The 15,997-nt window shown below is 72.8% G+C and carries 18 protein-coding genes, 1 tRNA gene and 1 pseudogene; 9 read left to right on the top strand and 11 right to left on the bottom strand.

Features of this window, described 5'->3' with window-relative positions:
• Window positions 1-110: 110 nt before the first annotated feature.
• Complete coding sequence (locus ACIHAD_RS05450; protein WP_397353133.1) at window positions 111-1,076, top strand: DUF3616 domain-containing protein; 966 nt, start codon at window positions 111-113, stop codon at window positions 1,074-1,076.
• Here ACIHAD_RS05450 and ACIHAD_RS05445 read toward each other — a convergent pair.
• Together ACIHAD_RS05445 and ACIHAD_RS05440 are read right to left on the bottom strand one after the other, a co-directional pair.
• Window positions 1,066-1,731, bottom strand: a complete 666-nt coding sequence (locus ACIHAD_RS05445) for a peptidyl-tRNA hydrolase (protein WP_397353132.1) — start codon at window positions 1,729-1,731, stop codon at window positions 1,066-1,068. The two genes, ACIHAD_RS05450 and ACIHAD_RS05445, sit on opposite strands and share 11 nt — an antisense overlap.
• Window positions 1,731-2,999 (bottom strand): MFS transporter, encoded by a 1,269-nt coding sequence (locus tag ACIHAD_RS05440; RefSeq protein WP_397353131.1) that lies wholly within the window; start codon window positions 2,997-2,999, stop codon window positions 1,731-1,733. Before ACIHAD_RS05440 ends, ACIHAD_RS05445 begins: the two co-directional genes overlap by 1 nt.
• 71 nt (window positions 3,000-3,070) lie before the next feature.
• On the opposite strand from ACIHAD_RS05440, the gene ACIHAD_RS05435 reads away from it, so the two are divergent.
• On the top strand, window positions 3,071-4,021 hold the full coding sequence (locus ACIHAD_RS05435; protein ID WP_397353130.1) for a GlxA family transcriptional regulator: 951 nt from the start codon (window positions 3,071-3,073) through the stop codon (window positions 4,019-4,021).
• 25 nt (window positions 4,022-4,046) lie between these two features.
• Here ACIHAD_RS05435 and ACIHAD_RS05430 read toward each other — a convergent pair whose 3' ends face one another.
• The gene (locus ACIHAD_RS05430; protein WP_397353129.1) at window positions 4,047-4,811 is read right to left on the bottom strand and encodes a class II aldolase/adducin family protein; all 765 of its coding nucleotides are present in this window, start codon (window positions 4,809-4,811) and stop codon (window positions 4,047-4,049) included.
• A gap of 147 nt (window positions 4,812-4,958) precedes the next feature.
• Here ACIHAD_RS05430 and ACIHAD_RS05425 point away from each other — a divergent pair, with 147 nt between their 5' ends.
• The gene (locus tag ACIHAD_RS05425) at window positions 4,959-5,105 is read left to right on the top strand and encodes a TetR family transcriptional regulator (protein WP_397353856.1); all 147 of its coding nucleotides are present in this window, start codon (window positions 4,959-4,961) and stop codon (window positions 5,103-5,105) included.
• Window positions 5,106-5,173: 68 nt separating this feature from the next.
• Here ACIHAD_RS05425 and ACIHAD_RS05420 read toward each other — a convergent pair whose 3' ends face one another.
• From ACIHAD_RS05420 to ACIHAD_RS05410, 3 genes and pseudogenes are all read right to left on the bottom strand, one after another.
• On the bottom strand, window positions 5,174-5,365 hold the full coding sequence (locus ACIHAD_RS05420; RefSeq protein ID WP_397353855.1) for a hypothetical protein: 192 nt from the start codon (window positions 5,363-5,365) through the stop codon (window positions 5,174-5,176).
• A gap of 64 nt (window positions 5,366-5,429) precedes the next feature.
• Window positions 5,430-5,927, bottom strand: a pseudogene (locus tag ACIHAD_RS05415) (FAD-dependent monooxygenase); the annotation flags it as partial.
• A 137-nt stretch (window positions 5,928-6,064) separates the two neighbouring features.
• Entirely contained in the window at window positions 6,065-6,694 is a 630-nt protein-coding gene (locus tag ACIHAD_RS05410; protein WP_397353128.1) for a TetR/AcrR family transcriptional regulator, read from the bottom strand.
• 85 nt (window positions 6,695-6,779) lie between these two features.
• Between ACIHAD_RS05410 and ACIHAD_RS05405 the strand changes: the two genes are divergently transcribed.
• The 3 genes from ACIHAD_RS05405 (at window position 6,780) to ACIHAD_RS05395 (ending at window position 8,752) form a co-directional block, all read left to right on the top strand.
• Window positions 6,780-7,355, top strand: coding sequence for a CGNR zinc finger domain-containing protein (locus ACIHAD_RS05405; RefSeq protein WP_397353127.1), 576 nt, complete (start codon window positions 6,780-6,782; stop codon window positions 7,353-7,355).
• A gap of 89 nt (window positions 7,356-7,444) precedes the next feature.
• Complete coding sequence (locus ACIHAD_RS05400; RefSeq protein ID WP_397353126.1) at window positions 7,445-7,888, top strand: VOC family protein; 444 nt, start codon at window positions 7,445-7,447, stop codon at window positions 7,886-7,888.
• Window positions 7,889-8,752, top strand: coding sequence for a pyridoxamine 5'-phosphate oxidase family protein (locus ACIHAD_RS05395; RefSeq protein WP_397353125.1), 864 nt, complete (start codon window positions 7,889-7,891; stop codon window positions 8,750-8,752).
• A 25-nt stretch (window positions 8,753-8,777) separates the two neighbouring features.
• Here the strand turns inward: ACIHAD_RS05395 and ACIHAD_RS05390 are convergent, their stop codons facing one another.
• Window positions 8,778-9,770: a helix-turn-helix domain-containing protein gene (locus tag ACIHAD_RS05390; protein ID WP_397353124.1), complete on the bottom strand. Its 993-nt coding sequence runs from the start codon at window positions 9,768-9,770 to the stop codon at window positions 8,778-8,780.
• A gap of 70 nt (window positions 9,771-9,840) precedes the next feature.
• Here ACIHAD_RS05390 and ACIHAD_RS05385 point away from each other — a divergent pair, with 70 nt between their 5' ends.
• The gene (locus tag ACIHAD_RS05385; RefSeq protein ID WP_397353123.1) at window positions 9,841-10,860 is read left to right on the top strand and encodes a type III polyketide synthase; all 1,020 of its coding nucleotides are present in this window, start codon (window positions 9,841-9,843) and stop codon (window positions 10,858-10,860) included.
• Window positions 10,861-11,121: 261 nt separating this feature from the next.
• Window positions 11,122-12,579, top strand: a complete 1,458-nt coding sequence (locus ACIHAD_RS05380) for a von Willebrand factor type A domain-containing protein (RefSeq protein WP_397353122.1) — start codon at window positions 11,122-11,124, stop codon at window positions 12,577-12,579.
• A gap of 6 nt (window positions 12,580-12,585) precedes the next feature.
• Here the strand turns inward: ACIHAD_RS05380 and ACIHAD_RS05375 are convergent, their stop codons facing one another.
• On the bottom strand, window positions 12,586-13,251 hold the full coding sequence (locus tag ACIHAD_RS05375) for a tRNA-dependent cyclodipeptide synthase (RefSeq protein ID WP_397353121.1): 666 nt from the start codon (window positions 13,249-13,251) through the stop codon (window positions 12,586-12,588).
• Window positions 13,252-13,345: 94 nt separating this feature from the next.
• Between ACIHAD_RS05375 and ACIHAD_RS05370 the strand changes: the two genes are divergently transcribed.
• Window positions 13,346-13,418: transfer RNA gene (locus tag ACIHAD_RS05370), tRNA-Ala, on the top strand.
• 30 nt (window positions 13,419-13,448) lie between these two features.
• Here ACIHAD_RS05370 and ACIHAD_RS05365 read toward each other — a convergent pair.
• From ACIHAD_RS05365 to ACIHAD_RS05355, 3 genes are all read right to left on the bottom strand, one after another.
• Window positions 13,449-13,853, bottom strand: a complete 405-nt coding sequence (locus tag ACIHAD_RS05365) for a DUF3224 domain-containing protein (protein ID WP_397353119.1) — start codon at window positions 13,851-13,853, stop codon at window positions 13,449-13,451.
• A 35-nt stretch (window positions 13,854-13,888) separates the two neighbouring features.
• Window positions 13,889-14,680: an LLM class flavin-dependent oxidoreductase gene (locus ACIHAD_RS05360; protein WP_397353117.1), complete on the bottom strand. Its 792-nt coding sequence runs from the start codon at window positions 14,678-14,680 to the stop codon at window positions 13,889-13,891.
• A gap of 91 nt (window positions 14,681-14,771) precedes the next feature.
• Window positions 14,772-15,977, bottom strand: coding sequence for an FAD-binding protein (locus ACIHAD_RS05355; RefSeq protein WP_397353854.1), 1,206 nt, complete (start codon window positions 15,975-15,977; stop codon window positions 14,772-14,774).
• Window positions 15,978-15,997 lie beyond the last annotated feature (20 nt).

The raw sequence follows: 15,997 nt of genomic DNA, 5'->3' as shown, positions 1-15,997 counted from the left end.
GGTTCTCACTCGTGAACCCTCGGTCTCATCTTCCCCATGGAGCACGACGGGAGCGTACGACATATCCCGCCATTGCGCGTGTGAAGCGACCGAAGTGCAATCATGGCGGGGTGGAACAGGTGGAACTGCGGTTCGGCGAGGACTCCCGGTTCGCCCAGACGCACACGAACCTCTCGGCGGTCAGGTGGGAACCGGCGGGCCTGTGGGTGGCCGGTGACGAGACCGCCACCGTCGAGCGTCTCACCTGGACCGGCGACCACTTCGGCGACGAGCGCTCGTTCGCCCTGGCCGACTACGTCGAGCTGCCGGCCGGGCGCCACGACGAGGCCGACATCGAGGGCCTGGCCAGGGCCGACGGCCACCTGTGGGCGGTCGGCTCGCACAGTCTCAAGCGCCGCAAGGCCAAGCCGGGGCAGCCGGAGAAGTCGATCAAGAGGCTGGGCACGGTCGTCCGGGAGGAGAACCGGTTCATCCTGGTCCGCCTGCCGCTGGACGAGTCCGGCGAGCGTCCGCTGCCCGGCGCGATCCTGTCGGGCGAGCGCAACGTGGCCGCCATGCTGGCCGGCGACCGCCACCTGGCGCCGTTCCTGGCGCTGCCGGGCAAGGACAACGGTCTCGACATCGAGGGCATCGCGGTCGTGGGCGAGCGGGTCTACCTGGGGCTGCGCGGGCCGGTGCTGCGCGGCTGGGCGGTCGTCCTGGAGATCCGGCCCGTGGACGACGGCGGCGGCCGGTTACGGCTGGACGGGCCGTACCGCAAGCACTTCCTCGACCTCGGCGGGCTGGGCGTGCGCGACATGTGCCCGCACGGCGGCGACCTGCTGCTGCTCACCGGCCCCACGATGAGCCTGGACGGCCCCGTGCGGGTCGTGCGCTGGCGGGAGCGGCAGGGCGGCGGGCTCGTGCCCGCGCACGACCTGGAGACGGTCCTGGAGCTGCCCTACGGCGTCGGCGACGACCATCCGGAAGGGCTGGCCGTGCTGCCCGACGGCCGGCTGATGGTCGTCCACGACAGCCCGTCGCCCGCCCGGATCACCCCGGCGGGCGGCGTGCTGGCCGACATCTTCACGATCTAGCCACCCGCCCGAGGAGCCAGGGCGCCTCGGCGACGAACGTGCACGAACCCGGCTCGATCTCGGTGAACCCGGCGTCGCGCACCACGGGCAGCCCGGCGGCCACCTTGGCGTCGAAGTCGTCCCGGTCCGGCGCGGCGCGTACGGAGACCGCCAGGCCGTCCGCCCGCCAGGCGGCCCGCTCGGCCTCGTCGCTGGCCCACCAGGCGAGCTGCGCGGCGTGCCCGGCCTGGGCCATGGCCTTGCCCGCCGACATGGTCAGCTTCGGGTTCTCCCACAGGACCGGCGGTCCGGGCGGGTCGCCGGGCTCGGCCGTGTCGCCCAGCTCGGTGCCGCCCACCTGGAGCCGGGCCAGGTCCTTGGGCCAGGCGTCGAGCGGGACGGGCGGATGCACCCGAACCTCCGCCGTGCGGTGCTCGATCGTGCGGCCGGGGAGCGCGGCGGCCCTGCGCCACTCGGCGCCCCTGGCGCGGCGCACCACCTTGCGGATCTTGCCCGTGGACTGCCAGGCGCGCAGCTCGGCGGCCCACTCCCCCGGGTCGTCCAGCAGGCTCAGCACGGCCATGGCGGCGGCCTCCAGCGCGTCGGTGCGCTCGGGGGGAGCGGCCCTCTCGATCCTGACCACCAGGGGGAGGACCATCAGTTCGGTCTCGTTCATCACCGTCTAGCATGCCGGATGGCCAGGGACATTCCCGCGGCCAGGAGGCAGAGGGCGCCGGCGGCGTACCAGGCCAGGTCGTAGGCGCCGAGGTGGTCGCGGGTCAGGCCCGCGCCCACGGCGGCGATCGCGGCGCCCACCTGGTGCGAGGCGAACACCCAGCCGAACACGACCGCGCCGTCCTGGCCGTAGATCCGGCGGCACAGAGCGACGGTCGGGGGCACGGTGGCCACCCAGTCCAGGCCGTAGAACACGATGAAGATCAGCATGCTGGGCTCGGTGGTGGCCGCGAACAGGCCGGGCAGCAACATCAGCGACAGGCCGCGCAGGCCGTAGTAGACGCCGAGCAGCAGCTTGGGGTTGACCTTGTCGCTGAGCCAGCCGGAGGCGACCGTGCCGGCGATGTCGAAGATCCCGATGATCGCGAGCAGCCCGGCGGCGACCGGCTCGGCCATGCCGTGGTCGTGCGCGGCGGGGATGAAGTGGGTGCCGACCAGGCCGTTCGTGCTCATGCCGCAGATCGCGAAGCCGCCGGCGAGGAACCAGAAGGCGCGCGTGCGCGCGGCCGAGCGCAGCACCGTCAGCGCCCGCGCCGCCGCGTTCCCGGCGGCCGGCCTCGTCCGTACGGCGCCCGCCTCGGCGCCGAGAGCCGTCGTGCCCACCTCCTCGGGGTGGTCGCGCAGCAGCCACCAGACGAACGGCACCACCGCCAGCGCGGCGCCGGCCACCGTCAGGGAGGCCGCCCGCCAGCCCGGTCCCTCGGCCAGCCGGGCCAGCACCGGCAGGAAGATGAGCTGCCCCGTCGCGCCCGCCGCGGTCAGGATGCCGGTGACGAGCCCCCGGTGCCGGACGAACCAGCGGTCGGTCACCGTGGCGGCGAACACCAGCGCCATCGACCCGGTGCCGAGCCCGATGAACACGCCCCAGAACAGCAGCAGGTGCCAGCTCGCCGTCATGATCACGGTGAGCCCGCTGCCCACCGCGACCAGCAGCAGCGCCAGCGACACCACGCGGCGCATGCCGAAGCGGTCCATCAGCGCGGCGGCGAAGGGGGCGGTCACCCCGTAGAGCACCAGGTTGATCGACACGGCGAACGAGATCGTGCCCGTGCTCCAGCCGAACTCGTCGTGCAGCGGGGTGATCAGCACGCCGGGGGTGGCGCGGAAGCCGGCCGCGCCGAGGATGGCCACGAAGGCCACGGCCGCGACCCACCAGGCGCGGTGGATCCTGCGGGTCCGCGTGGGGGCGGGGGTGGTGCTCAACGTCATGCGCCAATCCTGATTTATCGCCTTTTGACGGCGCGAGTGGCCCGAAAGCCAATATGTGCAAGAATCTGGCCATGGCCCATCGTGTCGCGGTCGTCGTGCTGAACAACTTCGCCCCGCTCGACCTCGGCGTGCCCGGCCAGGTCTTCGAGTCGGCCGAGACGCCGGACGGCGAGAAGCTCTACGAGGTCGTGACCTGCTCCCCCGACCGCGAGCCGGTCCGCTGCAAGGCCGGCTACACCGTGCTGCCCGACCACGACCTCGACGTGCTCGACACGGCCGACACGGTGCTGGTGCCCGGCATCCACGCGGGCCGGGCGATGAAGGACGGCACGATCACCGCCCCCCTGCGCGCGGCCCTCCAGGACCGCCCGCGCGTCATGTCGATCTGCACGGGCGCGTTCGTGCTGGCCGCGGCGGGCCTGCTGGACGGCCGCCCGGCCACCACGCACTGGCGCGAGGCGGCCCGGTTCGCCGCCCTGTTCCCGCTGGTCAAGCTGGATCCCGACGTGCTGTTCGTGGACGACGGCGACGTGCTGACCTCGGCCGGCGTCGCGGCGGGTCTCGACCTGTGCCTGTACGTGATCAAGCGCGACCACGGCACCGAGGTGGCCAACCGGGCCGCCCGCCGCTGCGTGATGCCGCCGTGGCGGGACGGCGGCCAGGCGCAGTACATCGAGCGCCCCCTGCCGCACGACGACGCCGGCGGCACCGCCCCCACCCGCGACTGGATGCTGGCCCACCTCGACGCCCCGCTCGACCTCAACGCGCTGGCCGGGCACGCCAGGATGAGCGTGCGCACCTTCACCAGGCGCTTTCGCGAGGAGACCGGGATGAGCCCGGCCAAATGGCTGACCGGCCACCGCGTCCGCCACGCCAGGCGCCTGCTGGAGACCACCGACCTCGGCGTGGAGGAGGTGGCCAGGCGCTCCGGCTTCGGCACGGCGGTCTCGCTCCGCCAGCACCTGCACGCGGCCGTCGGCGTCGCGCCGCTGACCTACCGGCACACCTTCCGCCGCGCGTGAAACGCCACCGGGCCGCTGGGCGGGCTCACTCGAACAGGTCGGGCTGCTCGCGCACGATCTGGTCGTGCAGCGGCTGGTAGTTGATCCAGCCGACCAGGTCGTTGCCGATCTGCTGGTGGGTCAGGGCGGCGTTGTCGGGTTCGATGGGCACGACCTGCCCGGCGGCCTTGGCGAGGAGCTGGACCTGTGCCGAGCGTTCCATGGTGATGAACCACCAGGCGGCCGCGTCCACCGTGTCGCCGACGGTCAGCAGGCCGTGGTTGCGCAGCACGAGGGCCTTGTTGCCGCCCAGGGCGGCGGCGATGCGCTTGCCCTCCTCCAGGTCGGTCACGACGCCCGTGTAGTCGTCGAACAGCGCGTTGTCCTGGTAGAAGGCGCAGGCGTCCTGGGTGATGGGCTCGATGGTCTGGCCGAGCGCCGACAGGGCGCGGCCGTGGATCGAGTGGCTGTGGGCGGCCGCGACCACGCCGGGACGGGCCTGGTGCACCTGGGAGTGGATGGCGAAGGCGGCCTCGTTGACGTGGTAGCGGCCCTCGACGACCTGGCCCTCGTGGTTGACGAGGATGAGGTCGCTGACCCTGACGTGCTTGAACGACATGCCGAACGGGTTGACCCAGAAGTGGTCGCTCAGCTCGGGGTCGCGGGCGGTGATGTGCCCGGCCACGCCCTCCTCGAACCCGAACCTGCCGAAGATCCGCAGCGCGGCCGCGAGCCGCTCCTTGCGGTGCCGACGCTCCTCCTCGATCGTCTCGAACGTCGGCGGCAGGCGGAAGATGAGGTTGTCCGGCATGGCTCTCCTCGTGCACAGAATGTTGTTCTGACCGCAGACTAGCGCTTGAACGGCACGCCCGCCGTCCGCGATCCGGCCAGGATCACCAGTGCCTCGCCGAGCAGGCCGACGCCGATCGACAGCGGGATCGACCGCACCTCCTCGTGCATGCCGGTGGCCGGCACCGTGTTCGGGGTCGTGCGCCGCGCCGGGTTCGAGCAGGCGTCACTGCGCAACGTGGCGGAGGAGGCCGGGCTCGCCATCGGCTCGGTGCGCCACTACTTCGCCGGGCACACCGAGCTCATCGCGCGCTGATCGACGGGCCCACGGTCGAGGGCGTGCTGCACCCCGAGCGGATGACGGCCGCCCTGATGCGCCGCTGCCTACGCCGTCACCTCGCCCCCATTGCCGAACCAGGTCTCCAGCGCCTCCGTCAGCGTCGCGTCCGGCGTGCCGGCCCAGGCCACGTAGCCGTCGGGGCGTACCAGCACGGCCTCGGCCGGGCAGGACGGCACGGTGACCGTCTCGACCCGCTCGTGGCGCACGCGCAGCTCGCCGGTGCGGTCGAGCAGCAGCGGCCGGGCCCGGGAGGCGGGCTCCTGCGGCAGGTCGGCCAGGATTCGACCGCATGGCGGAATGCACGTGGGCGGCGTCGCCCGCCACGAAGACGCGGCCCGCCCGGTAGCGGTCGGCCACCCGGGTCTCGCGGCCGTTCAGCCGTCTGAGCAGGTGGGGGCCCTCGCCGGTCGGCGGGGCGAGCGGGAGGTCGGCCCCGAGCACGCGGGCCAGGCTTGCGCGCAGCTCGCCGATGGTCATCGGCTCGCCGTCGCCGGGGATCTCGCCGTCCTGCTCGAAGCCGGTCAGCTCGTGGCCGCGCCGGATCTCCGCGCCCAGCTCGACGGCCCGCCGCTCGAACAGCTCCTCCAGCTCGGGCTGCCGGACGCCGAGGGTGCGCAGCGGGTTGCCGTCGAGCCCGGCCAGGTCGAGCGGCATGGCGCCGAAGACGAACGCGGGCACGGGCGCGGGCGCGGGCGCGGGCGCCGCGGTCAGACCGCGCTGGTGCAACAGGCCGACGACCTGGCCGACGATGCCGTTGGCCTTGGGCAGGTCGCTGCGGGCGGGCAGGCGTTCGAGCACGACGGGCCGGATCCCGGCCAGGCCGAGCTAGCAGGCCAGCATCAGGCCGTTGGGCCCGGCGCCGGCGATGACGACGTCCGCGGTCATGGGGTCTCCTGCGGTCATGAGGTCGTCCGGAGTCATGAGGTCTTCCGGGGTCATGCGGTCTCTCCTCCGGTCGGGGGGCAGGGGGCGGGCAGCCCGGCGGCCAGGCAGCGCAGGGCCTCGCACAGCACCGGCACCAGCGGGACGGGCGGATCGGACCGCAGCCAGTGGCCGACGGCCACCTGCACGGCGGTGCTCACCGTGGCCGCCACCAGGTGCGGGTAGAGGTCCCGGCCCGGATCGGTGCCCGTGCGCTCGGCCACGGCCGCGGCCAGCTCTCCGTCGGCCGCGAACTGGGCCTTGAGCGCCTCGGCGCGCAACGCGGGCTCGCCGGCCAGCAGCCGGGTGAGGGCCAGCCGGTCGGCGTCGGGCGGCTCGGGGCCGGTCACGGCCTGTTCCCAGGGCTCGGCGACGGCCGCGACCAGCGACTCCCACAGCGGCTCGGCCGCCGGCCGGGCGCGCAGCACGGCCACCGTCCGCCGGACGCGGTCGGTGTGGCGGGCGGCGAGGGCCTCGTACTTGCTGGAGAAGTAGTTGTTGAACGTGCGTGGCGACACGCCGACCCGGTCGGCGATGTCCTCCACCCGGACGTTCTCCAGCCCGCGCTCCAGGGTCAGCCGGAGCGCCGCGTCCATCAGCGCCTCGCGGGTCGCCTGCTTCTTCCGTTCCCTCAGTCCGCTCACTTTTTCAGAATACGCATTTTTTCTGATCGCGCAATATTTTCCCGACCTAACGGAAGCCAGGCCGGGCAGGCGTTAGATTGGAGGCATGTCCACCATCCTGACCATGGAGTTCGCCGGTACGGTCAGGGCCGACCGCTCGGGGCCCGTCGATCGGCTGCGCGATGCCGACGCGATGACCGCATGGGTCCGCGAGCACGCGGCCGACCTGGGCGTGCCGCCCGACTTCACCGCCACCGAGGAGCTGCGCGAGCAGACCGTACGGCTGCGCCAGGCCGTCAGGGCGCTACTGGCCAGGGCGATCACCCCGGAGCCGCCCAGCGGCGCGGACGCGGCCGGCCTGCCCGGCTTCGCCGAGTCGCTGGCCCTGGTGAACGCGACCGCCCTGGCCGCCCCCACCGCCCCGCGACTGTCGTGGACCGGCGAGCCGGTGCTGACCATGGTCCCGGCCGTGAAGGCGAACCCGTCCACGCGCCTGCGGGGGCGGCTCGCCGTCGCGGCCGTGGAGTTCCTGGCCGGACCCGACCGCGCCCTGCTGCGCACCTGCGGGGCTCCGCGCTGCGTGCTCTATTTCGTCAAGGAGCACCCGCGCCAGGAGTGGTGCTCGCCGGCCTGCGGCAACCGCGCGCGAGCGGCCCGGCACTACCGGGAGCACAAGAAATAGCCTCATCTAACGCCACTGACCCATTTTTGCCGTTATATTGGCTTTCTAACGGCCAATCGGTCGCGCAACCGTTAGACGAGGAGAGTCGCATGTCATTCCAGACCGGGCACGTCGGGCTCAATGTCACCGACCTCGACAGGTCCAAGGAGTTCTACGGCCGCGTCTTCGGCTTCACCGTCGCCGGCGAGTCCAACGAGGACGGCCGCCGCTACGCCCTCCTCGCCCAGGACGGCAAGCTCGTGCTCACGCTCTGGCAGCAGAGCGACGGCCGCTTCCCCACCGCCCTGCCCGGCCTGCACCACCTGTCCTTCCAGGTCGAGGACCTCGACGCCGTGCTCAGGGCCGAACAGGTCATCAGGGAGATCGGGGCGACCCTGCACCACGACGGCGTGGTCCCCCACGGCGAGGGCGCCTCCTCCGGCGGCGTGTTCTTCGAGGACCCCGACGGCATCCGGCTGGAGATCTCCGCCCCCGGCGCCGCCGGCGACCGTCCCGCGCCCACCTCCGGCGCCCCCACCTGTGGATTCTTCTAAATGAGACATCCAGGGGAGATCGCCGTCCAGGCTCGGGCCGGGGTCCGGACGCCGGGCGCGTTCGGCAGCTCGCGCACCCGTCCGGAGATCCCCGAGGTGGCCGCCGCGTTCCTGCGTGCCCGGCACCTGCTGGTGGCGGGCGCGGCCGACGACCTCGGCCGGGTGTGGGCCGACGTGCTGACCGGCCCGCCGGGGTTCGCCGACGCCGACGACGACCGCACGATCACCGTCCGGGCCCTGCCCTCGGCGCCCCTGCGGGACCTGTTCACGGCGGAACGCGACATCGGGCTGCTGGCCATCGAGCCGCACACCCGGCGCCGGATGCGGGTGAACGGCACCGCCGTACAGGCGGGCGGGAGCCTGGTGATCTGGACGGAGCAGGTGTACTCCAACTGCCCCAAGTACATCCAGACCCGCGAGCCCACCGCCGTGCCCGGCGTCCCCGAGGTCGTCGGCGGCGGGACGGCGTTCGCGCCGCACCACGTCGAGTGGATCGAGCGGGCCGACACGTTCTTCGTCGCCACCCGCGCCGAGGGCCTGGGCGCCGACGTCTCCCATCGCGGCGGCAACCCGGGGTTCGTCCGGGTGACCGGGCCGGGGTCGCTGGAGTTCCCGGACTACGTCGGCAACGCGATGTACATGACACTCGGCAACCTGGAGCTGGATCCCGCCGCCGGGCTGCTGTTCGTCGACTGGGAGCGCGGCCGGACCCTCCACCTGACCGGGCGGGCGGAGGTGGACTGGACCGCGGAGCAGCGGTCGGTGCGGTTCGAGCTGACCGCGTACACCGAGGTGGACGGCACGGTCGGCGCGGGCTGGACCCCGCCGGGCCACCATCGCTTCAACCCGCCCGTCGCCCGCTGACGGCCCAGGCTCCCGGAGGGGCGGGTCAGGGGCCGAAGGTGCGGCGGTAGGCGGAGGGCGAGGTGCGCATGGCGCGCGTGAAGTGGTGCCGGAACGTCGCCGGGCTCTCGAACCCGACCGCCGCCCCGATCTCCTCCACCGGCACCGCCGTCGACTCCAGCATCGGCAGGCTCGCCGCCACCCGCTGCGAGATCACCCACCGCAACGGGCTGGTCCCGGTCTGCCGCTTGAAATGCCTGATGAACGAGCGTTGCGACATGTGCGCCACCCCGGCCAGGTCCGCCACGCCGATCGGCTCGGCCAGGTGCTCAAGCGCCCACCCCATGGCCCTGGCCACGCCGCCGTCGTCCGTCACGGGGGTGACGGCGGCCTCGATGAACTGGGCCTGACCGCCCTCCCTGTGCGGCGGGACGACCAGGCGGCGGGCGACCGCGCTGGCCACGTTCGGCCCATGGTCGTTGCGTACCAGGTGGACGAGCAGGTCGAGGCCGGCCGCGCTGCCCGCGCTGGTCAGCACGTCGCCGTCGTCCACGTACAGGACCGAGGGGTTGACGCGGACGGCGGGGTGGCGCCGCTGGAGCAGGTCGGCGTACCTCCAGTGGGTGGTGGCCTCGCGGCCGTCCAGGAGGCCGGCGGCGGCCAGCGCGAACGCGCCGGAGCAGATCGAGACGATCCGGGCGCCCCGGCCGTGGGCCAGGCGCAACGCCTCGACCAGTTCGCCGGAGACCTCGCCCCGGACGTCGGCGACGCCGGGCACGATCACCGTCCCGGCCCCGGCCAGGACGTCGAGCCCGTGCGCGGCCTGCATGGTGAACCCGCCGACCACGCGCAGCGGCTCGGGCGTCTCGGCGCAGACCTTGAGGTCGTACCAGGGGACGTCCAGCTCGGGCCGGGGCAGCCCGAAGAACTCCACGACGCACCCCAGCTCGAACGGCGCCATCCCGTCGAAGGCCAGCACGGCGACCGTGGGCAGCCGGGCGGGCGACGGGAGCGGACGAGCGGAGGACGGGAACGGCACATCCGCATATTAACCGCCCATATCCGGCGCGAGCAGGTTAGCGCTCCCCTCCCTGCGGCAGGAGTGATATATGCATATTTCGGGGGTAGAGACCGTTTTCCCCGATCACCGCTACGAGCAGGCGGAGATCACCGAAGCGTTCTCCCGTCTGACGGACTGCGACGAGGAGTTGCTGCGGCACTTCCACGCGGCCACCGGCGTCGTGGGCCGCAACCTCGCACTCCCGCTGGACGGCTACACCAAGCTCGACTCCTTCGCCCGGGCCAACGCCATGTACGTCGAGATCGCCCTCGACCTGGGCGAACAGGCCGTGAGGGGCGCCCTCGAAAAGGCCGACGTGCCACCGGAGAAGATCGACCACCTGCTGTTCTGCTCGACCACGGGCCTGGCCACGCCCTCCCTGGACGCCAAGCTGGCCCAGCGCCTCGGGCTGCGCGGCGACGTCAAGCGGGTGCCCGTGTTCGGCCTCGGCTGCGCGGCCGGGGCCTCGGGCCTGTCGCGCCTGCACGACTACCTGCGCGGCTGGCCGGACCACGCCGCCGTGCTGGTCTGCGTGGAGCTGTGCTCGCTGACCATCCAGCGCGACGACACCTCGATCGCGAACCTGATCGCCAGCGGCCTGTTCGGGGACGGCGCGGCGGCCGTCGTGGGCACCGGACGCGGCAAGGGCCCCGAGGTCGTCGCCACCCGCAGCAGGCTCTACCCCGACACCGAGCACCTGATGGGATGGGAGGTGGGCGACCACGGCTTCCACATCGTGCTCGACGCCGACCTCACCGACTTCGTGGACCAGGTGCTGGCCGACGACATCAGGAGCTTCCTGGCCGACTACGGCCTGACCCCCGACCAGGTGCCGACGTGGATCTGCCACCCCGGCGGCCCCAAGGTCATCGAGAAGATCGTGGACAGCCTCGACCTCGACCCCAGGGCCCTGGACGTGACGTGGCGGTCGCTGCGGACGTACGGGAACCTGTCCTCGGTCTCGGTACTGCACGTGCTCCAGGAGACGCGCGGGCATCCCGGACGGCCCGCCGTGCTGATCGCGCTGGGGCCCGGCTTCTCCGCCGAGCTGCTCCTGCTGCACTGGTGATGCCGAGCTGCTCCTGCCGCGCTGGCGATAGCGAGCTGCTCCTGCCGCACTGGCGATAACGACCGGGCGACGGCGGCCTCCTCCGCATTGGCGCGACCGCCCGCGCTTCTCACCTCATTGATCCCCGTTCGTCACAAATGATCACGTGACGATCGCGGTTTGTGCTCGCTTGCGTCTCCGGCCCGGCCGCTTCCACGCGAATCCCCGTCATAGGACGCGGAGGTGGTTGCGATGATATTTCGTCCCTTAGCCATTCGTCCCTTGGCCATCAGCGTCGGGCTCGCGGCGCTCCTCGGACTCGCCGCGTGCGGCGGCTCCGGCGGATCGAGCGGCAGCGCCGCGCGGGCCCCGCTGTCGGACGCGCAACGTCGGCCCGCGCCGAGCGCGTCCGCGACCGGCGCCCAGGAAACCGAGCAGGACACGACCAAGGCGCAGATCTCCACCTTCGCCCTGGACGTGGACACCGCCTCGTACGGCTACGCCCGCCGTACGCTCCAGGAGGGACGCTGGCCGGCGCCCGGCGAGATCCGCCCCGAGGAGTGGGTCAACGCCTTCGGCCAGGACTACGCGCAGCCCACCGACGACGGCTTCGCCGTGCACGTGGACGGCGCGCGGCTGCCCGGCCGCGACGAGGCCGTGCTCCGCGTGGGCCTGCAGACCCGCGCGTCCGACGCCGCCGCGCGCCGCCCGGCCAACCTCACGTTCGTGGTCGACGTCTCCGGCTCGATGGCCGAGACCGGCCGCCTCGACCTGGTCAAGTCGGCCCTGCACAAGCTGCTCGACCAGCTCGCGCCCGGCGACCAGGTGTCGCTCGTGGCGTTCAGCGACGAGGCGGACGTGCTGGCCTCCATGACGCCGCTCACCGCCAGGAGCCAGCTCCACGCGGCGGTGGACGAGCTGGCCACCGCCGGCGGCACGAACCTGCAGAGCGGCATCCTGGCCGGGTACCGGGAGGCGTCCCAGGCGTTCCGGCCCGCCGCCACGAACCGGGTCATCCTGCTCTCCGACGGCCTGGCCAACCAGGGCGAGACCGAGTGGCGGACCATCGTGGAGCAGGTCAAGGAGTACGCGGGCAAGCAGGTCACGCTGCTCACCGTCGGCGTCGGCCGCGACTACGGCGACGAGCTGATGGAGCAGCTCGCCGACAACGGCGACGGCATGGCCGTCTACGTGGACTCCGAGCAGGAGGCCGAGAAGGTCTTCACCACCCGGCTCCCGGCCAACATCGAGGTACGCGCGCGCGACGCCAAGGCGCAGGTCGTCTTCAACCCCTCGGTCGTGGAGAGCTACCAGCTCATCGGGTACGAGAACCGCGCGATGTCGGCCGAGGAGTTCCGTGACGACAGCCGCGACGGCGGCGAGATCGGCCCCGGCCACTCGGTCACGGCCCTGTACGCCCTCCACCTCAAGCCGGGCGCGCGCGGCCAGCTCGCCCAGGCGACCGTGCGCTGGCAGGACCCCGACACCCGCGCGGCCTCCGAGGCCGGCAAGTCGTTGCGGGCCGACGACCTGAACGCCTCGATCTGGACCGGCACACCGGTCAGGCTGCAGGTGGACGTGGTGGTCGCCGCCTTCGCGGTCTACCTGCGGGACAGGAAGGCGTTCGGCCTGGACCTGCCGACCCTGCGCGAGCACGCCGAGCGCCTGGCACGGACCTCGGAGGACCCGATGGTCGCCGAGCTGGTCACCCTGATCGACAAGGCCGGCTCGGTCGGCTGACCGGCCTCAGGCGGGGTCGGGGACCGGCCGCGAGGAGACGAAGCCCTGGTGGGGCGAGCGCGAGACGGGCAGCGTGCCCGCGTAGAGCTCCCCCACCATCGGCCTGGGCTCCGGGTGGCAGAACACCGACGAACCCGTACGCAGGATCGCCGGGCTGTTCAGCACCAGCGGCAGCCAGGCCAGCAGGAAGGGCAGCGCGTTCGCGGCCTGCTCGGGGGTGAGCTCCTGGCCGCCGACGACCGGCAGCACCGCCGCCACGCACCGCTCGCGGAACGACGCGTCCTTGGCGACCAGCCGCTCCAGCTCGCGCCGGGAGCGCCGGTAGGCGCGGTTGCCGGCCAGCTCGTTCCAGTCGAAGACGGTGGCGTTGGCCGCGCCCATGCCTTCGAGCACCCGGATCACCCGGTTGCGCGTGTTGTTGGCCGCCGACCGCGCCTTGATCAGCGCCGTGCCGGACGGCACCCCGCGCGCGACCAGCGTGCCGGCCAGCTCGACCCCCGGCACGAGCACGTGGACGCCGGTGAACGTGCGGGTCGCCCACTCCAGCAGGCTGCGGATGGCCCGGAGGGTGAAGAACCCGTCGAACGCGCTGACCTCGACGACGGCATGCTCACGAGCGGCGAGGATCTTCGCGCACCGCGGGGTCAACGGGACGGCCTGCACGCTGGACATGACACGGAGAGTAGCAAGATTTGACCGTGCGTATGCCCGGTACGCGCATGTGTTTCGTGGGTCCCGACGTCCTATACACTTGTGATCGCAGCAAGGGGCTATGGCGCAGTTGGTAGCGCGCCTCCATGGCATGGAGGAGGTCTGGGGTTCGAATCCCCATAGCTCCACCCCTTATCCTCCCGGGCGTTCGTCCCGGGTCAGCCTCCCGCCCGCAGCTCGTAGTCCAGGGTGTAGGAGTGCGAGCCGTCCGGGGCGACGGTGATGGTCATCCCTCCTCTGAGCCCGGTCAGTTCGCCGGTGCCCGAGTCGGGGACGACCGTGACGGTGAGTGACTGCTCCCCACGGTCGCTCATCGCCTGGTGCGCCACGACGAAGCTGCCCTCGCGGCCCTCCAGGGTGCCCTCGACACGTTCGAGCGCCACGTACGCGCGCGACTCCTCGACCGGGGTCGAGGCCACCATCAGCTGGACGACGCTCGTCCCGATCAGGTCGCCGTGGAAGGTCTTGGTCATGCTGACGAGGCCGAGCGCGACGCCGTCGCGGTCGTCGAAGGACGGCTTGGCGTCCCAGCCGGCGGTGTCGAAGGTTCCCTTTGCGGTCATGGGACCATCGTGCCGGTCTTACCTGTCAGATCCCGTCAGGTACCCGCCAGACGTTCCACGACGGGCGCGAAGGCGTCGACGAACTGGGCGTTCACCGTGACGTAGGAGATGCCGAGCCGGTCCCTGCGCCGCCGGAGGGTCTCGGCCATCTCGTCGGGGGTGCCGGTGAGCAGGCCGGTGGCGCCGGGGCCGATCGGGCCGAAGCGGCCGGTCAGCCAGGCGGGCGGCTCACTGCCCACGGCCACCAGGTTCATGCCGAGCTCCAGGTCGTGGAAGCGGTCGCCGGCCAGCTCGTACAGCTCGTCCAGTTTGGCCGCGACCTGGTCCTCGGTGTGCTGCGGCGGCAGGCCGAGTGCCACCGTGTCGGCCTTGCGCGCGGCCAGCCCGAGCACGCGGGCGCCGGTCGCGGCGACCAGGATCGGCACGTCCTTGACCGCGTCGATCGTCGCGGCCAGGCGTTCCAGGCGCTCGGCCGGGGTGCCGAACGGCACGCCGAGCGCCGCCGCGTCCTGCTCCGCGCCGGGGCTGCCGGCGCCCAGCCCCAGCTCGAAGCGTCCCCCGGTGAGGGTGTGCAGGGTGGCGGTCTCCCAGGCGACGGTCTCGGGAGTGCGGTACGGGGCGCTGACCACGTACGTGCCGACGCGCAACGTCGTGGTGACGGCGGCGGCCGTGGCCGCGGCGGCGAACGGCGACAACGTCCCGAGCGTGTCGGGGACGAGCAGGGTGGAGAAGCCCAGGCTCTCGACCCTGCGGGCCAGCCCGGTCCAGGCCTCGGCGGTGGGGGCGTAGCCGGCGACGGCCCCGAATCTGAACGGGTGATCGGTCATGCGCTCCACGATGCCGCGCCGGACCGGCGGGCACATCGTCCGCCGGACCGGTGGCCCGCTACGACGGCGGGTGCATGCCCGGCGCGGGCCGCTACTCCCCCAGCAGTAGCCGGACGAAGTCGTTGGCGAACTTGCCCGCCGGGTCCAGCCGCCGGACCAGCTCGCGGAAGTCGCCGGGGCAGCCGGGGCGGCGGATGAACAGCTTGCCCCAGTGCGGGCGCGGCTCGAAGGGGGCCAGCGTCCGCTCGACCAGGTCGAGCACCGGGAGCACGGTGGCCACGTCCCTGACCCAGGTGAAGTGCACGCCCACGCTGTCGCGGTCACGGAAGGGGCTGAGCCACAGGTCGTCGGCGGCGATCGTGCGCACCTCCGAGACCCGCAGGGCCGGCCGGACGCGGTCGCCGACGGCGTACAGCGCGCGCAGGGCCTCGACCGCGTGCGCCCGGGGCAGCAGGAACTCCGACTGGAGCTCGTCGCCGGCGCCGCTCGGCGGGGCGTCGGGGCGGAAGTGCGGCAGCCGCTCGTGCCAGGGGCCCGGCACGCCGAGCTGTGTGGTGCAGGCGTCGGCGGGCATCCCGGCCAGCGGGTGGCGGGGGGCGGGAGCGGGGCGGGTGCCGTGCCAGGAGTCGTCGGTGAACTCCTCGCGGCGCTTCAGCCAGATCCGGGTGTCGCGCCAGTCGGTGAACAGGCTGACGCTGTGGCCGTTCGCCATGATGTCGTCGAATCCGTCGAGGGCGTCGGGTGTCAGGCCCTCGCGGACGTACTGGCGCAGCTCGAAGGCCGGTACGAGGTCGAGCGTCAGCGTGCTGACGACGCCGAGCGCGCCCAGCGAGACGACCGCGCCGGCGAAGTCGTCGTCCCCGCGTGACAGCGACAGCAGCGAGCCGTCGGCGGTGACCAGCTCCAGCCCGGACACGGCGGCGGCCAGGCAGCGGTTGGCGTCGCCGGAGCCGTGCGTGCCGGTCGCGACCGAGCCGGCGACCGAGATGTGCGGGAGCGAGGCCATGTTCTCCAGCGCGAACCCGGCCGCGTGCAGCGCCTCGGCCAGCCGCGCGTACGTGGTGCCGGCCGCGACCCGGACCTTGCGCGCGGCGCTGTCGATCTCGATCGTCGCGGGCATGCGGTCGAGCACGACGAGGTCGCCGGTGGTGTCGGCGACGTCGTTGAAGGAATGACCGCTGCCCAGGGCCCGCACCCGGTCGCTGGAGGCCACCAGGCCGCGCAGCTCGTCGAGGGTGGCCGGGCGATGGACGGCTCGCGCCCGGAAGGCGGTGTTGCCCGCCCAGTTGGTCAACATCACGGCTTCACCCTATTCAT

It is taken from the genome of Nonomuraea sp. NPDC052265, from assembly GCF_044547985.1.
Taxonomy (GTDB): Bacteria; Actinomycetota; Actinomycetes; order Streptosporangiales; family Streptosporangiaceae; genus Nonomuraea.
Note: the sequence above shows the minus strand (reverse complement) of the source record. Positions and strands in the feature narration are given on the sequence as shown.

Excerpts from the sequence above, each read along its gene's own strand:
- ACIHAD_RS05445 (WP_397353132.1), bottom strand. The coding sequence starts at position 1,731 with ATGAACGAGACCGAACTGATGGTCCTCCCCCTGGTGGTCAGGATCGAG.
- ACIHAD_RS05440 (WP_397353131.1), bottom strand. The coding sequence starts at position 2,999 with ATGACGTTGAGCACCACCCCCGCCCCCACGCGGACCCGCAGGATCCAC.
- ACIHAD_RS05435 (WP_397353130.1), top strand. The coding sequence starts at position 3,071 with ATGGCCCATCGTGTCGCGGTCGTCGTGCTGAACAACTTCGCCCCGCTC.
- ACIHAD_RS05430 (WP_397353129.1), bottom strand. The coding sequence starts at position 4,811 with ATGCCGGACAACCTCATCTTCCGCCTGCCGCCGACGTTCGAGACGATC.
- ACIHAD_RS05425 (WP_397353856.1), top strand. The coding sequence starts at position 4,959 with ATGCCGGTGGCCGGCACCGTGTTCGGGGTCGTGCGCCGCGCCGGGTTC.
- ACIHAD_RS05405 (WP_397353127.1), top strand. The coding sequence starts at position 6,780 with ATGTCCACCATCCTGACCATGGAGTTCGCCGGTACGGTCAGGGCCGAC.
- ACIHAD_RS05400 (WP_397353126.1), top strand. The coding sequence starts at position 7,445 with ATGTCATTCCAGACCGGGCACGTCGGGCTCAATGTCACCGACCTCGAC.
- ACIHAD_RS05395 (WP_397353125.1), top strand. The coding sequence starts at position 7,889 with ATGAGACATCCAGGGGAGATCGCCGTCCAGGCTCGGGCCGGGGTCCGG.
- ACIHAD_RS05385 (WP_397353123.1), top strand. The coding sequence starts at position 9,841 with ATGCATATTTCGGGGGTAGAGACCGTTTTCCCCGATCACCGCTACGAG.
- ACIHAD_RS05375 (WP_397353121.1), bottom strand. The coding sequence starts at position 13,251 with ATGTCCAGCGTGCAGGCCGTCCCGTTGACCCCGCGGTGCGCGAAGATC.
- ACIHAD_RS05365 (WP_397353119.1), bottom strand. The coding sequence starts at position 13,853 with ATGACCGCAAAGGGAACCTTCGACACCGCCGGCTGGGACGCCAAGCCG.
- ACIHAD_RS05360 (WP_397353117.1), bottom strand. The coding sequence starts at position 14,680 with ATGACCGATCACCCGTTCAGATTCGGGGCCGTCGCCGGCTACGCCCCC.
- ACIHAD_RS05355 (WP_397353854.1), bottom strand. The coding sequence starts at position 15,977 with ATGTTGACCAACTGGGCGGGCAACACCGCCTTCCGGGCGCGAGCCGTC.